This is a genomic window from Streptomyces fumanus (assembly GCF_014655295.1).
Lineage (GTDB): Bacteria > Actinomycetota > Actinomycetes > Streptomycetales > Streptomycetaceae > Streptomyces > Streptomyces fumanus.
Genome location: NZ_BNBI01000014.1, coordinates 35,312 through 60,934, shown reverse-complemented (window position 1 = coordinate 60,934; position 25,623 = coordinate 35,312). Strand labels below are relative to the sequence as shown.

General features: G+C 75.5%; 4 protein-coding genes (1 of these 4 running past the window's edge). All 4 read left to right on the top strand.

What is annotated here, in order from left to right; genetic code table 11:
* Positions 1–12 precede the first annotated feature (12 nt).
* Tightly spaced (at most 50 nt apart), the 4 genes in view from IE316_RS27935 to IE316_RS27920 form a layout consistent with a single transcriptional unit that may run on beyond the window.
* The gene (locus IE316_RS27935; protein ID WP_190207288.1) at positions 13–3,759 is read left to right on the top strand and encodes an AAWKG family protein; all 3,747 of its coding nucleotides are present in this window, start codon (positions 13–15) and stop codon (positions 3,757–3,759) included.
* Between the two features lie 50 nt (positions 3,760–3,809).
* The gene (locus tag IE316_RS27930) at positions 3,810–4,220 is read left to right on the top strand and encodes a YbaB/EbfC family nucleoid-associated protein (RefSeq protein ID WP_190207287.1); all 411 of its coding nucleotides are present in this window, start codon (positions 3,810–3,812) and stop codon (positions 4,218–4,220) included.
* Positions 4,213–4,542, top strand: coding sequence for a hypothetical protein (locus IE316_RS27925; RefSeq protein WP_190207286.1), 330 nt, complete (start codon positions 4,213–4,215; stop codon positions 4,540–4,542). The genes IE316_RS27930 and IE316_RS27925 overlap by 8 nt, the downstream gene beginning before the upstream one ends.
* A gap of 3 nt (positions 4,543–4,545) precedes the next feature.
* Positions 4,546–25,623, top strand: partial view of an EndoU domain-containing protein gene (locus IE316_RS27920; protein WP_190207285.1) — the 5' portion only. 21,753 nt of this gene lie beyond the right edge of the window; only the first 21,078 of its 42,831 coding nucleotides appear in the window; it begins with the start codon at positions 4,546–4,548; its stop codon lies beyond the right edge, outside the window.

Below are 25,623 nucleotides of genomic sequence, written 5' to 3'. Positions count from 1 at the left end.
TGGAGATCCCCCATGGCCGCCGACAACTGGGAACACATCGTCAAGCTGCTCACCGGCTGGACGCTGCCCGAGCGTTCCGAGGTCACGGGGGTCAAGGGGCAGGGCGGCATCCCCTGGCTCGACGTGGACATCAAGAAGGTCGACAAGTCACTGCACCCGCGCAACGAACTGCGCGGTGACGGGGCGACGTTCCAGTACTTCGTCCTAACCGGCAAGGGTATGGACATGTACCAGGCGGACGTCCGGTACGCGGACCTCTCCGCCGGTGACACCTACGCCGCCCGCAGTGACGCGGCGCTCAAGACCCTGGTCAACGAGTTCAGCACGGCGGGCGTCACGTCCGACGCGGGCGGGGCACCGTCCGGTACGGACGGGGTGGACCTGCGCTCCTTCGCGAAGGCGGCGCGTTCCTTCGACGTCGCCGGGCAGTTCTTCTACCACCACGAGGTGACCCTCAAGCACTGGCTCGACCACCTCGGCGACGAGAACGCCGCCTGGAAGGGCACCGCCGCGGGGGTCTTCTACAACCTGGTGAAGGATCTGCACGACCGGTACGAGCACTTCCTCGCCCAGTTGAGGCCGGCCGGATTCCAGCCGCAGTACCAGTCCGCCGCCACCCCGGGGTTCGCGGCGACCACCCTGCACGGGGACCAACTGATCGGCGCGGAGAACATGCTGCACCAGGCGCACACCAAGCTGTACCAGCAGTTCGGCGACTTCTGGTGGCGCCGGGGCCGGCCCGTGACCGTGCACGAGGCGGACGGCCAGACGATCCCCCGGGTCCCGCCCGCCGACCCCCGCAGCATCCTCAACGAGCTGATGTGGGACATCGACTGGTTCATCAAGCAGTACAACACCTCCCGGGTGCAGGTGGTGACGCGGACCGACACCTACGGGCACGAGGCCGTGCGCGTCGAGAGCTGGCGCGCCGCCCCGGGGTTCTCCTCCGCGCCGCCGCACTGGGGCAACCTCAAGGACACCAGTACCTGGTCGGGGATCGCGCAGGAGGCGGTAGACCGCTGGACGAACAACCTGCGGGCCAATCTGGACGAGCCCGCGGTGCCCGTGGTCACCGAGCTGAGCGAGGGCTGGAGCCGCATCCTCGACCCCACCTGGAACACCCGTTTCGCGTTCGAGGACATTCCCGCGGTGAGTCTGGCCGAGGCGTTGCAGAGGGAGATCGCCGAGGAACAGCAGCAGCAGTTGCAGAACCAGCTCACGCAGCAGACGTCCGGGTTCCAAGACGGTGTGGAGACCCTGGGTCGCAGCGTGCAGGACCTGAACACCGGACTGGACGGCTTCGGCGGCAGCGTCCATGACCTCGGCGAGGGCGTCACGGATGCCGCGGTGCCGGACGCCTCCACGCTGGTGGGCGGCGTCACGGACACCGGCGTGCCGGATGCGTCGACGCTGGTGGACGGGGCGGCGTCCACCGGTGTACCGGACGTCTCGACGCTGGCGGCGGGCGTCACGGACACCGGCGTGCCGGACGCGTCGACGTTCACGGCGGGCGTCACGGACACCGCCGTGCCCGACGCGTCGACGTTCACGGCGGGGGATACGGGCACCGCTGTGCCGGACACCTCGGCCTTCGTGAGCGGGCTGCCGGAGGGTGTCACGGACGATCTGACGGCCGGGGCCGGTGACGTGCCCACGGTGGGCGGCCCGGCCGATGTCACCGTGGGCACGCCGAGCACGAGCACCTCCGCCTTCGGTGACGCGGCGGCGGACGGCCTCGGACAGGGCGGTACCGATGCCGGCACGCTGGACGGCGTGTCCGTCTCCGGGCTGCCGCAGGCACCGTCCGGCGGTGGGACGACGGACACCTCCGTCCCCACCACCTCGACACTCGACGCGATCTCCGTCCCGGCCCTGGACACCGCGGGCCTGACCGACCTCGGCGGGGCCGGCACCGGCTCCGTTCCTTCCGACGTCACCGTGACTCCGGTGTCCCCGTTCACCAGTACGGACGCGGGTACGGATCCGACGGGAGCGGGAGCCGACACGGGCGCGGCGTTCCTCGCCGGTGCCGACCCCGGTAGCACGGCAGGGCCGGCGGCCCTGACGGGACTGACAGGACTGACAGGACTGACCTCACCGTCGACCACCACCCAGATCCCGACCGGCACCGGCGGTCCCGGCAAGGACGGCACCGGCGCCGGCGTGGTGACCCGGCTCCCGGACGGCAGTTCGCTGACGGTCGCCCCGGACGGCACGGTGACACAGACCTCACCGGACGGGGTGACCACCACGTCGACCCTGGAGCCGGGGGAGCTGATCACCGGCCTCGACGGCTCCACGATCGGGCTCAGCCCGGACGGCGGTGTGACGACCACGCAGCCGGACGGCACCTCGGTGACCCAGTATCCGAACGGCGTCACCCAGACCCTGGACCCCGACGGTCACACCCAGCTCACCTCTCCCGACGGCACCACCACCGTCACCAGCGACCTCGGCGGCCTCACCACCCAGCTCCCCGACGGCGGAACCGTCTCCCTCACCCCCGACGGCACCCTCACCACCGTCACACCCGACGGCACCACCAGCACCAGCACCCTCGACCCCGGCCAGTTCATCACCCACCCCGACGGCTCCACCCTCGGCCTCTCCCCCGACGGCGGCGTCACCACCCAACTCCCCGACGGAACCTCCCTCACCACCCACCCCGACGGCAGCACCACCATCACCCAACCCGACGGCACCTCGGTGACCCAGTATCCGAACGGTGTCACCCAGACCCTGGACCCCGACGGTCACACCCAGCTCACCTCGCCGGGCGGCGGTGTCACGACCCAGCTTCCCGACGGGAGTGTGAGCACCGCCTTCCCCGACGGGACGACCTCGACGCTGGTGCCCGACACCGGCACGGTGACGACCGAGACCCCGGCGGGGCAGACCGTCACCACGCACCTGGACCCCGGTCAGGCCCTGGTCAACCCCGACGGGTCCACCACGAGCATCGGCGCCGACGGTTCGGTGACCACGACCCTGCCCGACGGGGGCACCTACACCCTGCACCCCGACGGCACCGTGACCACCACGGACCCGGGTACCTCGCTCCCCGGTCCGGTGGCCACCCTGCCGACGTCCTCCGCGGGCCTCGGCGGCCTCGGCACCCTCACCACGCAGGGGCCCGACGGCAGTACCACGGTCCACTACCCCACCGGGGCCACGGCCACCACCGGCACGGACGGCTTCACCACCACGACGTTCCCCGACGGCAGCAGCACGGTCTCCGGCCCCAACGGGGAGTTCCAGACCGTGCCCAGCCCGGCGACCGCCGAGGCGCTGGGGTCGGTGCCGGCCTCGGACGCCGGTTCCGCCCTCGGCCAGGGCACGGCCGGACAGGCCGGCTCCTCCCAGCAGGGCGGCGCGGCGGGCGGCTCGGCCGTCGACCCCGGTCTGAGCGGGCTGCTCTCCCCGATGATGATGATGGGCATGGCCCGGATGGGGCAGCAGGGCCAGCAGGGTCAACAGGGCCAGCAGGAACGCGTCCGCGAGGTCTACGGGGACGACGAGTCCGACGGCGCCTTCTTCCCGTCCCCGCACCTGGCCCAGCCCGCCGCGGCCGAGCCGGAGCCCTACGAGGAGGAGGAAGAGGACCCGGAGGAGCTGCTCAGCCGCAACCGGACCGACCGCACCGGGCAGGGCGGCTTCGTGCGTCCCTCCACGCAGGGAGCCCGGTCGGCGTGGGCGGACGACGACGGTGACGTGTGGGGCACCGAGGACGGTGGCCTGCCGGCGTCGATCGGACGATGACCCTTCCCCGTTCCCCGTCCCCCGTCGGGCATCCCAGTGAGAGAGCAACCGTGAACCAGTCCTTCGAACGTCAGATGCGGGACGCGCTCGCCGACTTCACCAAGCAGCACGAGGCCCTGCGCAAGGTGAGCACGGACGTGGCGGCGCTGACCGCGACCGCCCGTTCCCACGACCGTGCCGTGGAGGTGACGGTCACCGCGCAGGGCGAGGTGACCGCCCTGCGCTTCCTCGGCGACAAGCACCGGACGATGACCGCGCAGAAGCTCGCCGCCGACGTGCTGGAGGCCATCTCCCAGGCGCGCACGCGGGTCGGCGAACAGGTGTCGGCGCTGATGGAGTCGGTGGCGGGCCTGGGTTCCGGCGTGCGCAGCGACGGCTTCGGCGGACTGGACCTGGACAAGCTGCTGGAACCGACCTGGGTCGAGGACCTCGGCAAGGGCGGCGGGAGCAGCCGTGGCTGACGATGAGAAGACCGTCGTCCAGCCGGACCAGATGGTCCGCGGCGGCGAGCTGACCGACCAGGTGAGCCGGCGGGCTCGGGAGCTGGCCGACGCGTTCGTGGAGGCGACCCGGCAGGACCCGGCCCACCCGGTGTGGGGCGGTGACGCCTACGGCAAGACGTTCGCCAAGGACTACGAGGAATCGCACCGTCAGCTCGCCGAGGCCGTGGTGCACCTGGCCGACGCGGTGTCCGCGGCGGCCGCCATGACCATCTCCTCGGGCACGTCCTTCGCCGCTGCCCAGTCCACCGCCGTGGAGCGGATCCAGGACGGGGCCGCCTGAGCCATGGCAGTCGACGATTTCACCAATGGCGTGGTCCTGGCGCTCACGGGCATGCGGGTCCCGGAGGCGTCCGGCGATGCCGTGCGGGCTTCGGTGGTACGGCCGCACGAGGCCCTCGCCCGCGCGCTGGAGGACCTGCAGCGCCTGATCGCCGACGTCGCGGGCTCGGTCGCGGGTTCGGCCGAAGGGCGCTGGAGCGACGCCTACGTGGCGGCGATGAAGACCTTCGCCACCGGTGAACAAGCCGACTACATCGAGAACCTGAAGAACACGGCCACCCGGCTCGCCAAGTTCGCCGACGAGTACGCCTACCAGCTCGACTACACCTCCCGCATGATCATCGCGCAGATCGTGCAGTTCATGATCGACTGGGCGCTCACCCTGATCATGGCCATCTGGAACCCCATCGGCGCCCTCATCGAGCAGACCTTCCTGCGCGCGCTGTACCGGGTCATCCTCCGCAGCTTCCTGCTGCGGATGCTCGTCGCCATCGCCGCGCAGGAAGCGCTCAATGTCGGCCTGGCCGCCGCCATGGACGTGTTCATCCGCTGGTCCCTGGCCGCCGAGGGCAAACACACCTCGCAGGGCGGCCAGTACCTCAAACAGGCTCTCGCCTACGGCGCGATCCAGGGTGCCCTCTCCCCCGTGACCATGCTCGGCGGGGCCGCCGCGTCCGTCCTCGGCCATGCCTTCGGCCGCGATGTCGCCGGCACGGTCGGCAGGGCCGTCGAACGCGCCGTGACCACCGAGGGCAAGGGCGCCCTCACCGCCGCCCGCCGGGACGGCCGTGCCTTCGGCCGGCAGGCGGGCGACCTCGCCGCCGCCATGGCCCGCAGCTTCGAGACCGGCGGCATCCCCCGGGCCTCCCGCGAGGTCTTCGCCGCGCGGACCGCGGACGCCTTCGGCGACTACTTCGCCGCGACGCTCGGCCGGGACGCGGCCCGTGACATGGGCCGGGACTGGGGCCGCGCCCTCATGTCCGCGTACGGCCGCAAGGACCTCGGCGACCTGCTCGCCGCCACGCTGTCGCGAGTGGAGTCCACCCGGCTCAGGGACGCCCTGTCGCACCAGCTCGCGGCGTCCCTGCGCACCGACTGGGGCCGCAAGGTGGCCGGCTTCACCGGCAACGCGGCGGCCTACGCCCTCCACCAGAACCTCTCCGAGGGCTTCTACAACCTCCTCACCACCGGCGAGTTCACCACCACGGCCGCCACCGCCCTCGCCGGTGGCGTCGGCGGCGTCCTCTCCCACCTGCTCGGCCGCAACGCCCACCGGCTGGGCTCGGGGCTGAAGGAGAAGATGGTCGTCGGCCGCTTCCCCGACGCGCCGGTGGACGTGCCGAAGAACCCCCCGCCCGGCCCGGACCATCCCTTGGGCGGGCGCGGTGGCGCCTCCCGGCCCATGGCTCCGCCACCCGCCCCCATCGGGTTGCCCCTGGCCTCGACGGTGACGTCCTTCGAACCGGGGCGTGGCACGCCGTCGGCCCCGTCTCCGGACAGCATCTTCGTGGACGGCGGTAGCTGGCCGGTCAGCCCCGCGGCGGACCCCGCGAAACCCGACCCCGACGCCCTCTCCGTGCTGTCCTCGGACACCTCCGGGGCAGTTGCGGGCTCGGGGCCGGACGCCTCCGACGGGACCGGAGCCGGAACGGGCGCGGGCACTCCCGTCCCGGTTCCCGGCACACCGGCGGTGCCCCCCGCCCCCGCCACGGCTCCCGCCGGCGAGGCACCCGCCGCAGACGACGCCGGTACGGCCGCCCTGTGGGCGCAACTGGGCACGCTGTCGGCTCCCACCGCTGCCCCGGGCGGGTCCGCGCCGGACGGTACGGCCCCGGCGGGCGACGGCACGGAGCGGGGCGGCGCCCGTCCCGGCGCGGACGGCTCCGCCCAGGAGCCGCTGGCACGGCTCACCGACCTGCGTGTGCCGTCGGACCGTCCGGGCCCCGCCCTCCCCGCCTTCCCCACCGTTCCGACCGAGGCCCCGGTGTCGTACGCGGACCAGGTACGGGACACCGCCGCGCGCCTGGACGGTCTGGCTCGGGGCGTCGGGATGCCGGCCGAGGTCAGGGAGGCCCACGTACGGGACGTACGGGAAGCCGCCGACGCGGGCGACTGGCCGCGCGCGGCCGACGCGGTCGCCGGGTTCCGGGACGCCGTGGAGGGGCACGACCTCAGCGGCCGGTACGCGTCCTTCGAGGCGCACGTGGACCACGGGTTCGACCGGCTCGCGGAGCTGGGCGTGCCCCGGGCGCAGTGGCAGCGCGACGTCGACGCGGTGCGTACGGCGTGGGAGCAGGGCGACGGCCGCGCGGTGGACGAGGCACTGCGCGACTACACGGCGCTGATCGAACGGCACGTCCCGGTCGGGGTGCTGGCGGACCGGGACGTGCCGGTGCACCACGACCCCGAACCGGCGCACCTGCGGCGGCAGGCGGAGCAGGCGCTCGGCACGGACGCGGACCGGGCGCACGTGGACCTCCTCCGGGCCGAGGCCCTCTCACAGCACCTGCGGGCCCGCCTGGACCAGGCCGCGGCGGACGGGCAGGGCGTCCAGGAGGCCGTCCTGCGGCAGCGGCTGCGCACGGCCGGCACTCCGGAGGAGGCGTCTGCCGCCGCGCGGGAGCTGGAGGAACTGCGGGGCGACCAGAACCTCGAGGAGCGCCTGCGCCGGCTGGCGCCGGACGACGACACCGGCCGGGGCGGGCCCGCCGGCGACGACGCTCTCCTGCGCCGGCGTCTGGACGCTCTGGGCGACGGCTCCGGCGGCGACCGGCGTGAGCGGGAACTGCTGCGCCGGCTGGACGGCGCGGACACGGACGGGGAACGGCAGGAGGCCCTGCGGGACCTGCACGAGCACCGCGACCTGCGGCAGTTGCGGCAGCGCGTCGAGGAGCTGGGACGCCAGGACGAGCCCGCCTCGTACGCGGAGCTGCGGGAGCGTTTCCTCACGCTCACGGCCGACGAGACGGGAGCGGTGGCCGAGGCCCGCCGCGAGGTCCTGTCGATGCCCGACGACACCCCCGAGGAGATCGCGGCGCGGCGCGTCGAGCGGATCGGCGAGGTGCTGCGCCAGGAGGAGGAAGCCCGCCTGGCGGAGGTCCGTGGGCTGGAGAGCGAACTCGCCCGCCTGCTCGACCTGCGGCAGGCCGAGCGGGAGGCGCTGCTGGCAGCGCTGCGTCCGCCGGCCACCGACCCGGCGACGCCGCTGGACACCCGTCCGGGAGCGGACGGTCCCGCGTCGCCCACCGCCGGCGCCCGTTCCGGCGCCGGCACGACCGGCACCCCGTCCGACGCCGCCACCGCCGACCGGAACACCCCCGACGTCGTCGGCGCCCCCGTCGCACCGTCCGGGGACGTCTCCGCGCCGCCGTCGCTCGCGAGCCGGATCGCCGAGGTCCGCGCACGGCTCGACACCGCGAGGAGCGAGACGGAGCGTCTCCAGCGTCTGCGGAACGAGATGGCCGCCGAACTGCCGCGGATGGAGCAGGACGGGCACCTGGCGCGCATCACCGAGGGCGCACTGTCCGCCGTACGGGAGCGGTCCGCCGAGGACCGGACGGAGGAACTGCGCCGCCGGTTGCCGTCGCCGCCGGGCGCCACACGCGCCCCAGCGGACCGGTCCGCCACCGCTCCGCCCCCCGCTGCCCGGCCCGCCGTGGTCGACACCTCGGACACTCCGGGGACCCGGAAGCCCTCGGGTGCTTCGGAGACTGCCGCGCCGCCCGCGGCCGTTCGTCCCGCCGAGGGAGACACGCCGACGGGCCCCCGGCCCGACACCGTCGTCGACGAAGGCACGGCGACGCTCCAGCGCCCCCCGCTGGCCACCGCCCCGGAGACCGGGGAGCAGGACGTCGCGGCCCGGCTCGGAGCACTGCCGCCGCCCCCCTCGGCCGAGGGACTCGCGCAGCTCCGCCGCGCCGTCGCGGACACCACCGAACCGGCACCCGGTCCGGAGGGGACCCGTCCCGCGCCGCGGGACGACGACGCCCTGCCGTCACCGGCCGGCCGCATGTACCACCCGACGGCCGCCGCCGGGCAGGACGCGACCGCACCGCCGCCGTGGAGCGAGGAGCCCGTCGACCCGGTCGCCGTCACCGAGGACGGCGAACACCTCGCCGGCGTGGTGGTCCGTTACGTCCAGGAGTTCACGGGTGAGGCCGCCTCCCCCTTCGAGACGCACTACGACGTGCACCGCCACCGCCGGGGCGACGACACGGTCGCCCGGCACGTCATCAGGATCGGATGGCTCTACGACGAGCAGGACGACCCCCGTGCCCTGCCGCCCGTCGTCTCGGAGGACGGCAGCGAGACGGACGCCGTGGCGGCGTTCGAGCGGGCGGTCCGGGACGGTGTGCGCGACACGTGGAACCGGGGGGCCCGGCTGCCCAACGGCGATGTCCTCGAAGTGGACGTGGAGTTCGTCCCGCTGCGGCGGTACCTCCCCGTGGACCCGGCCACCGGCGCGCGCGAGGTCCTCCCCGCCGAGCGGCGGGCCCACGTCGCGGTCGCCCTGACCACCGCCCACGTGCGCGCGCACCAGCAGCGGCTCTCCCTCAACGAGCCGCCGCTCATCGCGGCCCACGAGGCGGGGCACTGGCTGGGCCTGCTGGACGAGTACCGGGAGACCGACCAGGGACGGCGCGCCGTCTACCCCGACGCGTCCGTCATGGCCAGCTCCCTGGCCACCCGGTCGCACCTCCGGGACGCCGACGACCGGGTCCCCGTGCCCATCGCCGGCCCCTACCTGGCACCCCGTCACCTGCGTCAGCTCGGCGCCCGGCTGGAGGAAGCCCTCAGGAACGCGGGGGCCGGCGCCCCGGAGCCGGCCCCCGGCCCGCACCCCGGACGGGCCGACTTCCCCCTGGAGGTGCGGCGGGAGGCGCTGTACGGCGGTCCGCGAGGCACGGGCGGGCACCTGGCCCCCGTCGGGAGGTCGGACCGTGCCCGGCCGCGCTACGTGTGGGAACCGCACGCCAACGGCACGTACTACGCCGTCTTCGACGAACCGGCGGTGGCGCCACGGGACCGGACGCGCGACGGCGACGCGCACACGCCGGCCGCCGGCGATCTCGCGGTGGCCGTCCCGGACCGCACGGCGGTCCCGGCACGCATGATGTTCCCCTGGCACTGGACCGAGGACGACGCCGTCTACGCGGCGGAGCAGGCGTACCTGCACGCGCTGCGGGACGGCCGGGTGGAACCGGTGCCGGGCGGCGGGGGCTCCCTGCTGCGCTGGGAGGGCGTCTACGCCGGCGTGCGCATCGAAGGGGAGCTGCGGGGCGGCTCGTTCACCGGCTTCCGTCCCGCCGAGCACCAGGAGGACCTGGACGTCCCGCCGTACCTGCCGGCGCCGCCGCTGACCCACGGGCCGCGCTTCTCGCCGCGCGCCGAGGACATCGCGCGGCTGGGCGACCGCGGGGCGCGTACCGGTGTCCACGTGTGGCCGCCCGCCCACGTGGACGCGGAGACCGCGTACGGCGTCCGCGTCTCCGAGATACCCGGCACGGCGCACGACAACGGCACCGTACGGGCCGAGGTGTCCTTCCTGGACCCACTGGTGCGGCCGGGCGGTTCGGCCGCCGGACTGCCCTCCCGCTGGGAGCGGCACCGCGAGGCGGACGAGCACGTCATGTTCCCCCGGCGCTGGCGGGCGGCCGACGTACGCGCGGCCGTCGACGCCGCCTACGCCGGAGCCCTCGCCCGTGGGCTGCTCGTGGAGCTGGACGGGGCGGGCGCGCACGCGTGGCGGGCCGACCGGCACGGGGTACGGATCGAGGGCGTCGTCGACGGGCAGCACGTCGCCTACCGGCCCAGCCCGCGCCAGCCCCGCCGGTACTGGCCCGCCGAGCCGCCGGTGGCCCGGACCGGGACCTACCCGGTGACCGTGCGGACCGGCCGCAGCGTGCTGCCCGGCACCGGACTGGCGTACCTGCTGTTCGCCGACGGCGAGGTCGGGGCCGTGCTGAGCGTGCCGGTGACGCTGGTCCCCGAGCCGGGCATGCCGCAGGCCGAGATCGACGCGTACGTGGCCGCGTTCGAGGCGATGGCGGACGAGCGTCTCGGCCGGCTCCGCCGGGCCGACGACGCCCACCTCCTGCGGGTACGCCTCGACTTCGGCGTCGCGCGGGAGGGCCGGCCCGGACAGCGGACCCTGGAGCTTCTCGGCGGTGCGGACCCCACCGCCTTCGACGTGGTGTCCCTGCTGGGCCTGCCCGGGAAGGCGGCGGCCTGGTGGGACGCGATGTCCGGTCTGCCGCCCGTACCCGACGCCGTCGAGGAGTGGACCGGGGCCGGTGAGGACCACCTGACCCGCCTGCTGGCGGAGGGCGCCGGTCTGCGGCCCGGCCCGCCGGAGCCGACCTGGCAGGAGATCCGCCGCGTCGCCTCCCGGCGGACCGCGCCGGAACGGCCCTGGCCGTCCCTCGCGGACCGCTCGGCCCGGCTGCTGAGCGACCTGAGCGAGGCGGGCGGCGTCGCCCCGGAGCTGCTGGCCCGTCCCGCCCCGTGGACGACCGGCTTCCCGGCCGGCTGGACCTGGCCGGAACAGCTCTACGCGGCCCGGCAGGTGGCCGGGAACGCCGGCGGTTCCGGCGAGGAGACCGTCACCGGGGCCTTCGGCCTGCTCACGCTGCGCGTCACCGTGCGGGACGGTGTGCTCACCGGTTTCCGGGCCGTGCGCCCGGGGACCGCCGACGACACCACGGCGGTCCGTCCCCACCACGCGCCGGACGCCTCCCCCGAGTCCGGCGACGACTTGACGCAAAGGCTCACCCAGGCACTCCGCGGCTACCTGGGGGCCGCCGGGGACGAGGTCGGACCGACCGATGTGCGGACCGGCCGGGTGGAGGCGCCGGTGCGCGGCGAGGAACCGTCCCCGTCCCAGGGGGGAGCGCCGGGCGGCTTCGGCGGGGACTGGGGCGGCTTCGACGCGTCGCTGTCACCGGTCAACGACGACATCGACGCGGTGCTGGAGCAGGCCGGCGTCCCGGCACGGAACCTCAAGCGGCTGCAGGCCGTCGCCGACGCGCGGAAGCTGCGCCTGGAGCTGCGGCAGACCAACAGGCACGCGGTGAAGTGGCTGGAGCGGGGGGCCCTGCCCAAACCGGAGGCGGTGAAGGCGAAGTCCGTCAACGACCTGGACCTCCACCTCGGTGCGAAGGCGGAACACCTCGGTCTGGTCGGCTACTTCGAACCGGTCCTGCCCTCCCAGCCGGTCCTGGAGGCATCCGGCAGGGAACAGGAGATCCGCGACCGCTACGAGCAGCGCCGCGCGGAGTTCACCGGGCTGGCCGGGAAGATGGCCGCGCTCCGGGACACCTACCCGGTGATCGACGGGGTGGTGCACGGCTACCGCGACGGCCGCGCGGTCCCCGTCACCAGCGACCACGACATCTTCGACATCACCACGCCGGGCGGCTCCCCGCTCACCCCGGGCACCTACGAGCGAGCCGTCTCCGCGCTGGTCGAGGCGGACGCGGGCGTGATGCACGGCGCGGCCACCTACTGGGAAGCCCGGGGGGAAGCCGACAGGGCGCTGCGCGACAGCATCATCGAGGAGGAGATCGCCCCCGGCCGGTCGGTCTTCGTGATCAAGCCCTACAAGCGCCCGTCCCTCGCCCCCGCCTCCCGCCGCGGGTCGCTCGGCGACATCCTGGCCCCCACCGGGGCGGATCCGGTGCCGAAGCGGGCGTCCGAGGCCCGTGCGGCCGCCGCCCGTGTCCCGGAGGTGGACCGCGGCGTCCTGGCGCGCTGGCAGGACCGCTTCCGGCGGGCGGAGCGGGCACTGGCCGCGAGCCGCGGCGACGAGACGGACGCGGCGCTGGCCGCCGCCGGACGGATCATGGCCGCCGAGCACCAGAGCCCGCCTCTGGACCGCACGGCGCTGTCGGACGCCCAGGCGGAGTACCGGGCCCTGTACGACTCCATGGCCCACGCCGTGGCGCACACGTACCTCACCGACGGCGAGGCGGAGGCGCGGGAGCTGTCGGCCGTCCTGCGCGGCGAGTTCGGCACCCAGCGCAGGGCGGGTCTCCCCGGCGGCGTCCCCCCGCAGGGCCGTGGCGCCCGCACCGGCGGTTCCTCCGCCCAGGACGCCCGCAGCGCGCGCATCCGTACCAGGGCGGCGCGGGAGCTGTCGCGTCTGTCCGTCCCCGTGCCGCTTCCCGCGCAGGAGGTCCTGATCACGGTGCTGACCGCGGCGTCCGCCCGGACCTGGCGCGAGAACTGGCCGGTCGAGGACGCCGCCCTGCTGCTCGTGCACAACACGCGCTGGCGCCTGCCCGAGCACCACGAGCTCTTCGACCGCCTGATGCAGCCGGACAGCGCCGAGCTGCGCGAGGCCGTCCTGGAGGAGCCCGCCGTCGGGGATCTCCTGCAGAACCATCCCGACCTCGCGGACGTCCTCTCCGGCAGCGAGCAGCTTCTGACGGCCGTGCGGCACCTGGGACCGGAGGATCTCGAGGAGTACCTCGACAATCCCCACTTCATGGACGCCCTCCTGGAATCACCGGGCGGGGACGGCCGGCGGCCGCTGATCGAGGCCGTGGAGGACGGCCGGCTGCGGGCGGACCTCCTGATGGCCCTGCCGGGGCTGCCCGACGCCCTCGACCGCAGGGCGGAGCTGGTCACCGCCCTGGCCTCACCCGGCCCGGCGGCACGGCTGGCGGTCAAGGACCCCCGCTTCGCCGCCGCCCTGAAGGCCAGGCCGGCCGAGCTGCGGGCGGTGGCCCACGAGTGGTCGGTGTTCACAGTGCTGCTGGACCACCCGTCCGCGTGGCCCGCCTTCGACCACGCCGCCTTCCTCAACCACCGCGAACTGCGGCGGCGTCTGCAACTCCACGCGGACCAGGCCACGCTCATGGTCCGGGTGCCGCGACTGCTGGCCGCCGCCATGGCGGACCCCGGCGTCGTCGACATCCTCGCCGGGAGCCCGCAGCTCGTCGACGTCCTGGAGGACCTGCCCGCCCTCACCGCCCGGCTCGCCGGTGACCTCGCGCTGCTGCGCGCCGCGGTGGAGAACCCGGCCGTGACCGACGCCCTCTCCCACGATCCCACCCGCTTCGACGCGGTGCCGGACGCGGAACTCCAGGCGGCGCTGCGGGCCACGCGCCGGCCCACGCCCGGCACGCCCGCCGCCGTCACGGAGGCCGCGTCCCCGGTGGCGGCGGCCCGTGCGGCCTCGCCCGCCCTGGACACCGTCCTCGCCGCAGAGCCCGCCCTGACCGCCGCCCTCGCCGAGGACGACTTCGCCCTCGCCCGGGTGCTGGCCCGCCGGCCGGCGGTCCTGGCGGCACCCCACGAGTTCCGGCGGCTGCTGGGCCCCGGCGCGGCAGGGGTGCGCGCGGCGGTGCGCGAGGGATCCCCGCTGCTCGCCCCGCACATACTGCGCGCCGCGCTGCGCCACACCTCGGTACGCGGCTGGTTGTTCGCAGTGAACCCGCTGACCGCCGGGGCGGACAACAGCCGCTCCCTGTTCGCCCGGGAGACCGAGAAGGACCCCTCACTGGGTGTGAAGCTGTGGGCGACACCCGTGCTCGGCGATCTGATGCTCCGGCAGGCGGGCCCGTCCAACATCGCTCTCGTCCAGCAGAACGCGGCCGTCTCCCCGGTCGACGAGCGGTACCTCGCCCTGTTGCCGGTGGAGGGCTTCCCGAACGCGTGGATCGACACCCGGGAGCGGGCGGCGCTGCTCGATCTGCTCCTCCACGACAGGGCCGCGTTCCTCCGCCTCGCGAACGGCGGCCGGACCCTGCTGGACGCACTCGCGGACACCGCGAAGACCCGGCACGGTGACCCGGTCGCCGTCGGCGACTCGGCGGTGTCCCTGCTTCGCGCGTACCCGGCCACCGTGTCGGAGCTGGCGTCCAGGCCGCCCCTGCGGATGAGCCTGGCGCACTGGCGGGGACTGTTCACGAACCGCGCGTTGCTGGAGGCGCTGGACTCGGACGACAGGGCGCGCGGTCTGCTGGCGTCCGCCCCGGAGGCGCTGCGCGAGGCGATCGCCCGTCCCGGGTTCGCCACGGCCCTGGCCAGGCCGGAGGTGCAGGAGGCGCTCGCCGCGGTGCAGGCCGCCAAGAAGAGGGGGAAGAAGGCCGTACGGAACCCGGCGTGGGCCGCCGACCTGCTCCGGCTCGTCCGGGACACCGGTGGCCGGCCGCTGCTGTCCCCCGAGGGCGCGCCGGTGGACCGCCGCGACCTCGACCTGGCCGAGGTCTGGACGATGCCGCCGCAGGAGGCCGCCGACCGGCTGCGGGCACGGGGAGCCGCGGGGGAGGACGGCGACGCGGAGCGGATGCTCGCCGCCCACGAGCGGGTCCTCGGGAACGAGAACTGGCTGAAGGCCGCCCGCTCCAGTGCCGCCATCAGCTCGCAGTTCCTGACCAGTGCCGATCTGCTGGACCTGCTGGAGGCCCGGCCGACGCTGCTGGAGCTGCTGCGGGACCCCGCGTCCGGGCTGCTTTCGGCACTGGTCACCTACCCGGAGCTGGCCGCGGCCCTGAGGACCGACGACCACCTCTACCGGTTCGTCAGCACGGACCGGGAGGCGGGCAACCACCTGCGTGCCTATCCCGACTTCGCGTGGGGGGTGATCAACAACCGGGAACTGGCCCGCCTCTTCCACCTGCACCGCCGGCAGCACGCGCTGAGTCACGCGGACGGCGACCTGCACACCCTGGTCACGAACTACGAGGACCTGGCCCGCGCTTTCGCCGACGACAGTCCCGCCGCCCGGCTCCTCGCGCACGCGCCGACCCACGAGCTGGCGGCCCGGCTGGTCTCGATGGCGCAGGACGATCCGGAGGCGGCCGAGCGGGTCGTGCGGGCGGTCGTCTCCTCCGCCTCCGTGGCACAGGCACTGCTGCGTCGGCCGGCGTCGGCCCGGGTCCTGTTCGACATTCCGCAGCTCGCCGACGCCCTGGCCCGGCGGGCCTCGCTGTTCACGGACGCCGCGCACGTCGAACAGTTCCTCGGACACGGGCGGCTCGTCGCCGCGCTGCGGGCCCACCCGGAGCAGAGCGGAGCGGTGCTGGCTTCCGCCGACGCGCTGGAGACGGCGATGCTCGCCCCCGGCCTGGTGGCCGCGCTGGCCGCCGGGCCCGAGCTGGCGCGGGCGCTCGACCGGGTGCCGGACCTTCTGCCGCTGCTGCGCGAGCAGCCGGGGCTCGCCGTGACGCTGGCCCGCGAGGACTCCGCGGAACTGCGCGCGGCGCTGGGATCGGTGCGCGCCCTGGCGTCGGCGATGCGGACCCGGCCGGGCGTCGCCGAGGACTTCCGGGCGGCACCGTGGCTCGTGGAGGCGGTACGGCGCACCCACGGCCTGGCGGAGCACGCCGTCGCGGCCGAGGACCCGCTGTGGGGGGCGGCGCGGGCCTCCCGGGCCTTCGCCGGCGCGCTGTCGGCGCGGCTGGTCGGCAGGCTGACCGCCCGCCCTGCTCTGACGGCCCTGGTGGCGAACCGGCCGGGACTGCTGGAGGGCGTCGGGACCAAGGAGATCGCCCGCCTGTTCAGCGACCCCGTCCTCACCCGCGTTCTCGACGCGGACCCCGACGCGGCGGCGGTGTTCCTCGCCTCCCCCGGCTGGCGGGCCGCGGCGCTGCGCACGCCCGGGTTCGCGCACGAGCTGAGCGGGCTGGCCGAACGGTCGCTGTTGCTGCGGACGCTCACCGAGGAGGAGCCGGCCGCGCCCGGGACGGCGGCGGACGGCCCGGCCGCCACCGCGACGGATACGGCGACGCGCCCGGAACGGACGGCCGCGGCCTCGGAGGCGTCCGCCCCGGCCGCCGGCGGTTCGCGCGGCACGAGGACGCGGCAGCCGGCCCCGCGGGAGTCGGTCTGGGCCCGCGCGCTGGCCTCGGTGCCCGAGGCGGGCGAGCTGCTGCTGGACCCCTCGGCCGCGGAACTGGCGCGTGCCCTGGGCGACCACCCGGACCTGCTGCCGCTGCTGCTCGGGGCGCCCACCGTGGTGGAGGACCTGTCCGGCGACCCGCGGGCCTGGCGCGAGTACGCGTTCGGCGAGTTCCTCGCCGCCCAGGACGGGCCGCCCGAGCGGTTCGAGACCGCGTTCGAGGCCCATCTCGCCCGTAGGGGCGTGCTCGTGGAGGGCGACTACCACCAGCGCGTACGGGAGGTGGCGCGGGGCGTGTGGGACCGGTTCCGCGCGGAGCGGGAGGCGCTGGCGGCTCGGCGGGACCGTGAGATCGAGGAGCGGCTGGCCGCCTTCGACCCCCGGTCGCCGCACACGTGGACGTACAGCGGCGCGATCGTCTTCGCGGGAGTACGCGAGCAGGATCTGACGGCGGACGCGCTGCGGACGCTGCGGGCGGTGGCCGAGGGGCGCTCCCGGCCGGAGGAGTCGCAGATCTCGGTCAACAAGGCACTCCACGTCCACCTCGACGACGGCAGCCACGGCGCGACGCTCGTCTTCACGGTGGACGAGGAGGCCGGGGTGCGCATGGTGGTGTACGCCCTCAGCACCTCGCGCAGGGGCAACGACTACCGCTGGAGCGGCAACGGAGGCCGGTACACGGCCGGTCCGCTGGACATCTCCACGGTGTACAACCACCCCGCCCTGGTGACCTCCCGCGCCATGGTGCGGCGAGCGGCGGACCTGGCCACCGCGCACGCCGCCGAGTCACGGGCCACGGAGAAGGACAAGAGCAAGAACAAGAGCAAGGAGAAAGGCAAGGGCAGAGGAACCGCCGAGGACCGGCGGGTCCCGGCCCGGGACGGCGGCACCCTCGCACCGGCCGACCCCGCCGCACGGCACCTGGCGGACGCGCTGGCCGCCTACCACACCGCCGCGGCCCGGCTGTCGGTGGCGCGGACCCTGCCGGACACCGTCCGGCGCCGGGGCGTGGCGCAGGAGGTGCACACGGCCGAGGAGCGTCTGCGGGACCTGGGCTGGGACGCCCGGCAACTGGCCCTGGCGCCGGTGGCCACCGAGGCCGCCCGGCGGCTCGGCGTCGGCCGGTCGCGGGCCCTGGCCGTCCTCCAGGAGGCCGCCGAACTCCTGCGCCCCCGCCTGGTGATCGGCACCGACGCCGCCGACCTGGCGCTGCGCGACGCCCAGCACGAAGCGCTCCTCACCGTCGCGGGCGTACTCCTGGAGGACCCGCGCCGGGCCCGCGCCCGCGCGGAGGAACTCGCCGCCGCCGACCCGGCCCTGCGCTCCGCCGGCCCCGGCCTGCGCGGCGGCGCGGGCCGCGCCGAGCGTGTCCCGGCCGCGAGCGGGACCGCCGACGCGTCGGCCGGCGTCGGGGAAAGGGTCCCGACGTCCCTGCTGGTGGAGGTCAACGCGCAGCTGAGGCAACTGGGCTGGCCCCATGGCCCGGTGGGCAGGGACCGCGTCGAAGAGGTGCTGCGAGAGCGTCCAGAGCCCCCGGCGTACACGCCCGAACGCTCCCTCGCCTTCGACATCGCCGGCCGGATCGCCCATCGCGGCGAGCCGCTGCGGATGCGGGGCGGAGCGATCGGTGCGGAGGACGAGATCTCTGCCGTGGTGCTGGGCTCGACCCGTGCGCTGGAACACGGTGACGAACTGTTCGAGAACGCCTACGCGGTGCTCACGGCCGAGAAGACCAGTGATCTGGACGCGCCGTTCCTGGAGATCGTCGGCAAGCCGCTCCGGGTGGTGCCCGGTGAGGACAACCGGCAGGACATCGACGGCTATCTGAGAACGGTCGAGTACGTCCTGTCGCGGCTGCGGCACCCGGGGGTCCCCCTCGCCTCCCTCTTCGGCAACGGTGACGGCTTCGTCTCGCGGGCCAGGGGCGCCGACACCTACGTCCTGAGCGCACCCGGCGACCGTGTGCGTGTCTCCTCGCAGTACACCGTCGGTGTGCCGATGTCGACGCTGCACGAGGTCATCCACTTCGCCATGCGCGGCTCGACGGTGGCGAAGCCCACCATGGTCCCCGACATGGAGGTGAGCCTCGCGCTGGGCACGAGCGTGGCCGCCCTCTACCACGCGCACAAGGAGGGCCGGACCGAAGTCGTAGCACCCTGGTTCACCGTCGAGTCGCTGCGGGACCCGGACGTCCACGCCGTGCGGAATTTCGTGACCCTACTGTCGCTCCAGGCACTGGCACCCGTGCAGCGGGCCGCCGCGGCTGCGGCCGGCCAGCGGACGAGTTGGCCCAAGCGCTACCTCGCCGCAGCTTCCCGCCATGCGCCGCACGTGCTGCGGCAGGCGCTGTCCGTCCCCGCGCAACGGTTCCTGGACTCCCGCGCCGACGACATCAAGCGGTCGTTCCGCAGCCATGCGCTTCAGGTCGCCGGCCGGCACCTGACCACCGACCCGTTGGACGTCTTCTTCGGCCGCGCCGAGAACGTACGCGTGCGGGAGTACCTCGACAGCGGCCTGCTCGACCGTCCGGCACGCCTCGTCGACCAGCGGGAACTGGCGATGGAGACCACGTACCGCAGGCTCGACCGCAACGAGGACCGGGCGGGCAGCCCACGGCTGACGCACGCCCTCGTCCTCGTAGAACTGCGCAATCTCGCCGACACCTTCACGCCGGACGAGAGAAGGCGCATCCTCCACGACCTGGAACACATGGCCGCGCGGGCCTACCGCGCTGCGCAAGCCCTCGCTGCCTCGTCCCCCGAGGCTCACGCCGCACACAGCCGCGCCCTGCGGCGCCTCGCCGGACAGCCGGCGGTGGCTGCGCTCGAACAGGTCCTCGCGGGGCTGTCCCGGCTGAACCTGGTGCACGAGCACGCGCCTCTCGCGGGTGCCCAGATGCTCGCGCGGGAGAGTGTCCCGGCCGTGGTGGCCGCGGTGACGGACGCCGTGCGGCATTCCGCGCCCGGCGCGGGCCACCAGACCGCTGTGCAGGCGTTGGGAGGGTTCCTGGACCGGCTGACGGGCATCGGCACCGACCTCCAACTGAAGGCGCACCGGCGGCGGGCCGAAGCAGAACAGAACGTCGCGACCTGGGCCGCCACGGTCGCGGCGGCACGTACGGTGCTGGGCTTCCTGGAACCCGGGTCCGCCGCGCTCGTCCAGGTCGACGCGATGACGGAGTGGATGCGCCTGTCGGCCACCGACAAGAGGCGTTCGACAGCCCTCAAAGCCGTGGACCGGGCCGTCGAGTCAGCCGTGTCCCGCGGGGAGGTCACGGCGTTGCGGAACGTCCTCGACCAGGTGGAGCAGTGGCGGGCGACCAAGAGCGGTCCCAGCGTCCGTGACACGGCGGTTCGGGATCTGACCCACGATGTCCTGAACCGTCTCGCCCGCCTGACCGCACCGGTCCCGGCCGCCGCGCGCACCCCGTTCGTCGGCATGGCCGACACCGGTGACGCCATGGCCAACGGACTGCGCCGCGCCCTGGACGACCTGCGCGGGCGGGACGGGGCGAGCGACACGGTCGTACGGCTGGCGGGGGCGCTGCGCACGTACGGACCGGCCATGGACCCCGCGGGGGCCGCCCCCTCTCCCGGCACACCCGTGATCCAGGCGCCCCTGCCGCCCGCCGTGACCCGGCTGACCCACGACGACCTGGCCGGCCGGCTCGGGCTGGTCCACCTCTCCCCGGTGCCCGAGCGGCCGGTCGCGGAGCTGTGGGAGGCGGTGCTGCCCCGGCTCACCGAGATCCTGGAGGCCCGTGGCGCGCTGGAGCGGGGCCGGGCGTGGGCCGCCCGGCTGCTCGGCGGCGCGGACGCCGGGGACGCCCGGCCCACCGCCGCCACCCTGAACGCCCGTCAGCGCGACCTGCTCGGCGACGGCGTGGAGATCCCCCTGGCGGACACCGGACTCGTGCTGCGGGTCCGCCAGCGGCTCGCCGATCCCCGTCCGGCCGCGTCCCGGCTGGCCGACCGGCCCGGCGGGCCGCAGCGCTGGGCGCTGTCCTCCACCACCACGGGGGTCTCCGGCGGCACCGGTGACGTCCGTACGGGCACGTTCACGCGGTCGTACCCGTTCGCGGTCTCCGGCGCCCACTCCCTGACCTCGGCCACCCTCGGCCCGAGCCTGTCCGCGACCCTGAACCAGTGGGCGGCCTCGGCCTCCGCGAACCTCACCATGCGCTCGCTCAACCTCCAGGGCGCGCAGAACGAGGCCACCGGTCTGTACGACTACACCGCGCGCCTGGAGTACGCCCTGACCGCGTCCGGACCCGGGGCGGGGCTGCCGGAGGCCGGCTGGCGGGAGGTGCCGGAGGCGCGGTGGACGCAGACGGCGTCCTTCCCCGCCCACCTGCTGGAGACCGCGGGGGACGGGGCGGCGGAACGGCTGAGGCCGCTGCCGTGGCAGTACGTCGAGGACGCCCTGCCGTACGTGGGCATCACCGAGTTCCCGCACACCGACCTGCTGTTCCAGCAGGTGCTGGAGGGCTTCCCGGACCTGCGCGGTCTGTCCCCCGACTCCCTGCGCGTCCTGCGCGACCACCTCTCCGAGGACGGCCTGCGCGGCGGCCTGGTCAAGCCCGCTTCCCCGCTGCTGTACGACCGCGACGGCGACCTGATCGGCTATCTGGAGACCGACTTCCGGCTGACCTGGTCCGACGAGGAGGGCTACGCGGGACGGAGCACCGCCACGGCCCTGGAGGCCGGGGACAGCATCCGCGTCACGTCGGCGGGCACCGGCTCCTCGGTGACGAACGGGCTCTCCCTGGGCGCCGCGGGCAGTCTGGGCTGGCTGGACGGGCTGGTGCGCCTCGCCGGCGACGCCGGCCGCCAGTACCGCGAGAGCCACGGCCTGAGCGCCCACCGCACCGTGCTGGCCTCCTCCGGCCTGCGGACGTCCGCACCTCATGTCCTCCAGCGCGCGGAGCTGACCCCGCGGCTGCGCCTGGTACGCGCCGAGGGCCCGGCGCTGGAGCCCTCGCAGGGGCCGCTCGCCCGGCCCGGCGCCGCCTTCCCGGTGACGCTGCGGGTACCGGCCGCCGCGTCGGTGCGCCTGGACGGTACCCCGCCGGAGCGGTCCGTCCCTCCCCGCGACGTGCGGGAACTGACCCCCGGGCTGCTTGCCGCGCCGGTGGCGATGGACGGCGCCGACGGCCTCTTCCGGGACCTGGAGAACGCCCTGCGCGAGGGCGGCTGGCTGCCGGGCGGCGGGACGCCGGCGGGCGACGCCGTCACCCGCTTCCATCTGCTGACCAACCAGCGCAAGCTCGGTGAGCTGCGCACCTCCTGGGGCCGGCGCGGCCTGGTGGCGGAGCCCTGGGACCTGGTCCTGGAGCGGCCCGGCACGGCCGGCACCTCCCGGCTGGTGGTCCGGCTCGGGGTCGAGCCCCCCGCCCAGGGCGACCCGGCCGGCGACAGCCGGTACGTGCTGCACGCCCCCGGCATCAGGCTGCTCACCTTCATCGGCTCCAACGCGGAACTGGCCCGGCAGCACACCCGTACCGAGTCGGCCTCCAGCGCGGGCGTGTCGGTGACCGTCGCGGGGCCGGTGACGGACCGGGCCGCTCTGAGCGGCGGCGTCGGCTACGCCCGCGGCGCGCAGAGCGCGCGGACCTCGGCCCACGCGATCGCGTTCGGGGAGGAGCAGTACTACTTCAGTCCCGGTGACGGCGGCGTCCATGTCACCGAGCATCCCGGTGTGCTCCGCGCCCGCTTCTCCGACGGGGCCACCCCGGATCTGACGGCCGCCGTGCGGGTGCGGTTCGCCGTCCCGGACCACCGCATGCTGGCGGCGGCCGAGCCGGACGGCCCGACTCCGGCCCCCGTGATCCGCGAGGTGGAGCCGGCGGACGAGCAGGCCCTGGCCGCGCGCGCGGACCGGACGGCGCCGCTGCTGTTCCCCCGGGGAGCCTTCCTCGAACGGCTGACCGTGGCCGAGGCCGTGCGGGACGCGGTCGTCCGCGCCGTGGCACCCGACGCCGCGCCGGCACCGGACGCGCCGGCCGCCGGCGAGGACATCGAACTGGCCGACCGGATGCCGGGAGCCTACGGCCCCGGCGCGAACCCGGCCGCTGTGACGGTCCCGCCCCTTCCCGGAGCGGGCGACGCGGTGCGGGCCGTACCTCGTCCGCCGTCGCTCACCGCCCGGCTGCGGGAGCGGATGCGGGCGGCCACCGTCGGGGAGGACCCCGCCGACGCCGGCTCCCTGTTCCAGGTGATGGTGCGCGGCGCGCTGTCGCAGTCCCACCTCATGGACCTCTTCTCCGGCATGGTCCGCGACCCCGGGGGCGTCCTGGTCGACGTGGGCGAGCGGCAGGTGCGGCTGCGGGCCCACCTCACCGACCCGCGGTGGCTCGGGGACACCGGCGGCGTGGTCACCGAGCGCTGGCACGTGGCCGGCGGCGGCGCGGACGCCACCCGGTCCGCCGGCGTGGCGCACACCGTCTCCGGCACGTTCGGCGCGACCGCCGCGGTGAACCCGTCCGGCCGCTACGACGAGGGCTTCAGCTCCGCCACCAGCGTCACCCGCTCGGACCGGACCGCGAGCTTCCGGATCACCACCGAGGGCGAGGTTCCGGTCCCGGTGCACCACTTCCGCGCCGGGATCGTCGTGGTGGCCGAGGTCCTGCCCGGCCGGTCCGCACTGCCGGCCGGTCTGCTGCCCGGCCGGGGGACACGGTCCGTGGCGGTCCAGGCCGACCAGGCCGTCGACTACTTCGTACGGCCCGCCGCCCTGCGCGAGGACGCCGAGCTGTCCCGGCTCGCCGGACCGGCGGACGGTGACGCGGCGGACGCCGCGCCCCGCGCCGAGGCCGACCGGCCGCTGCCCGCGTCCTACGCCGCGACCGGTGCCCTGGGGCTGGCCGCCGTCACCCGTATCGCCCCCGCCGACCCCGGCGTCCGGCTCTCCGACGTGGTCACGCGGACGGTGCACGCCCTCGCGCCGGGCGCCCTGGTGCCGGGCGGCACCGCCTACGTCCCGCAGGCCGCCAAGGCCGTACAGGAGCTGACCGCCGAGCGCGGCCTCGCCCAGGCCGTGGCCATGCGGCACGTCTCGGTGTCCTTCCCGCACACCGGCTGGCTCGGGCCCCGCCTGATCACCCTCACGATCAGCGCCGAACCGGGCCCCGGGTTCGACCGCGTCCGCGCCCGCAGCGCACCGGCGGGCAGCGGCGTGGAGACCCAGTTGCTGCGTGCCACCGGCGAGGGCTCCCTGCTCGGCCCGGCCGCCGCCACCGCGCGGAGCGCCGGCATCGGCCGCAGCGGCGCCGTCACCGCCGGCCTCTCCTTCAGGGACGTGGCCGGCCTGTCCGCCGGCGACGGCAACCAGCACGGCGTCACCCAGAGCCGTACGCACAGCACGGACCGGCGGGTGTGGCTGCACCCGGCCGGCGACAGCGTGCTGGAGGCGGACGGCGTGCCGTACGTGGTCCGGGTACGGGCGGAGTCCCGTTCGCTGGCCGGCCCGCTCGGTCTGCTGCCCCGGCTGCTGCTGCCGTCCGGCATCCACGACGCCGCCGCGGCGCTGCTGCGCGCGGGCGGCGCCGGCCTGCTCACCGCGGCCGCGCCGACGGCGTCCGCCGAGGTGGCCGCCGTGGCGGACATCCGCTTCGGCGGCGCACGGGAGGACGAGCCGGCCGCCGGCTGGCCCCCTCCCGCCGTCACGCCCGCGGTGCTCCGCCACGACCCCGCCCGGACCGCGACGGCGCCCGAGGGCGGCGCGGCCCTGCCCGTGGGCCCGGTGCTGCGCGCCGAGTGGCTGCCGCCGGGCACCTTCGAGGTGCACCACGTCGACGCCCTGCCCGAGATCGCGCGGGCCCTGCGGGAGGTGGCGCCCGCGCTCGGGCAGCGCGCGGCGGACCCCGCGCCCGTCTCCGCCGAGGCCGCGCTCATCCGGATCCGGGAGCTCCTGCGCGAGGGGACCTCGCGCGCGCTGGGCCCGGAGAACCTCGCGCCCTTCGTCGGCGGCACCTTCCTCGGCGGCTCCGCGGCCGACGGCGTACATCTGCGGGTCCAGGTGTACGACCCCGTCACGGTGGCCGCCTCGGACTTCTCCGCCGACGCCGTGGACGTCATCGGGCTCGGTGCCTCGTCCGGCGCGACCACCACGACCGTGCCGACGGCCGGCGTGCGCGGCGGGGACGGTTTCACACTCGGTGTGTCGGCCGGGACCCGGCCGCAGCGCGGGCGGACCGCCGGCGCCACGGCGCAGGACCGCCGGTACCGGCGTACCGGGACCACCCGGACCGGGGCCGACGGCACGGGCGCCACCGGCTATCAGGTGGCGGCCGTGGTCAAGTTCACCGTCCGGGGTCCGGCGGGTGAGCGGTTCGTGGTGGGCAACGCGCACCTGCGCACCCTGGACCGGCCGCCGGCCGGGGCGCTGAACGCGGTGGAGTTCGCCGCCGCCGTCACCGACGCGGCGCGGGCCGCGCGCGCCGAGGCGGCCCCGGGTCTGCCGGCGCTGCTGCTCGAAACCGTCCGGTCCACCGCCCCGGCGCACGCCGAGGAAGCGGCGGTGCTGCCGGACGCCGGCGCCTGGCAGGCGACGGGCGGTGACCGCGACGCCGTCACGGCGGCCCTGACCCGGCTCGGCCCCGGCTCCCTGGCCCTGCTGGCGCGAGGTGACGGGCCGACCGGCGGTGAGGTGGCCCTGGCCGCCTACCTCACCCGGGACGACGGGGTGCGGTGGGCCGTCCTGGACGGTGACGAGTCCGGCCCGCGCGTCCTGCCGGACGCCGGCTTCGACGGCTTCGCCGCCGACACGGTGGCCGTCGTGTTCGACGCGGCGGGCCGGCCGGCGGAGAGCGGCGTGCTGCCGCCGGCCCCGACGGACGCCGTCCGCGAGGCGGGCGGGTCCGGTGGGGAGGCGGTCACGCCCGGGGAAGCGGTGACGCGGCACGTCCTGGACGTGCTGCGGGGCGTGGACACCGTCTCCCGTGCGGACGGCCGCCCCGCCGGAGGGGCGCGCGGCGAGCGCGAGCTGCTGGACCTGGCGCGGCGAGCGAGGCACGCGGTCACGGACCGCCGGACCGGAGAGGCGTCCGTCCAGGAGTGCCTGGCCCTGCTGACCGCCTTCCGGAACGCGATGTTCCCCCGGGGCGTGCGCCCGGCCGGGACCGTCGACGACTCCGTGCTGGACGTCCGCCCGGAGGAGGGCGCGCTGGCGCTCGGGGACGGCTGGCGGGCGATCCCGGACTACGCCACGCTCGCCGGTGCCCTGCGCCCCGGCGACACC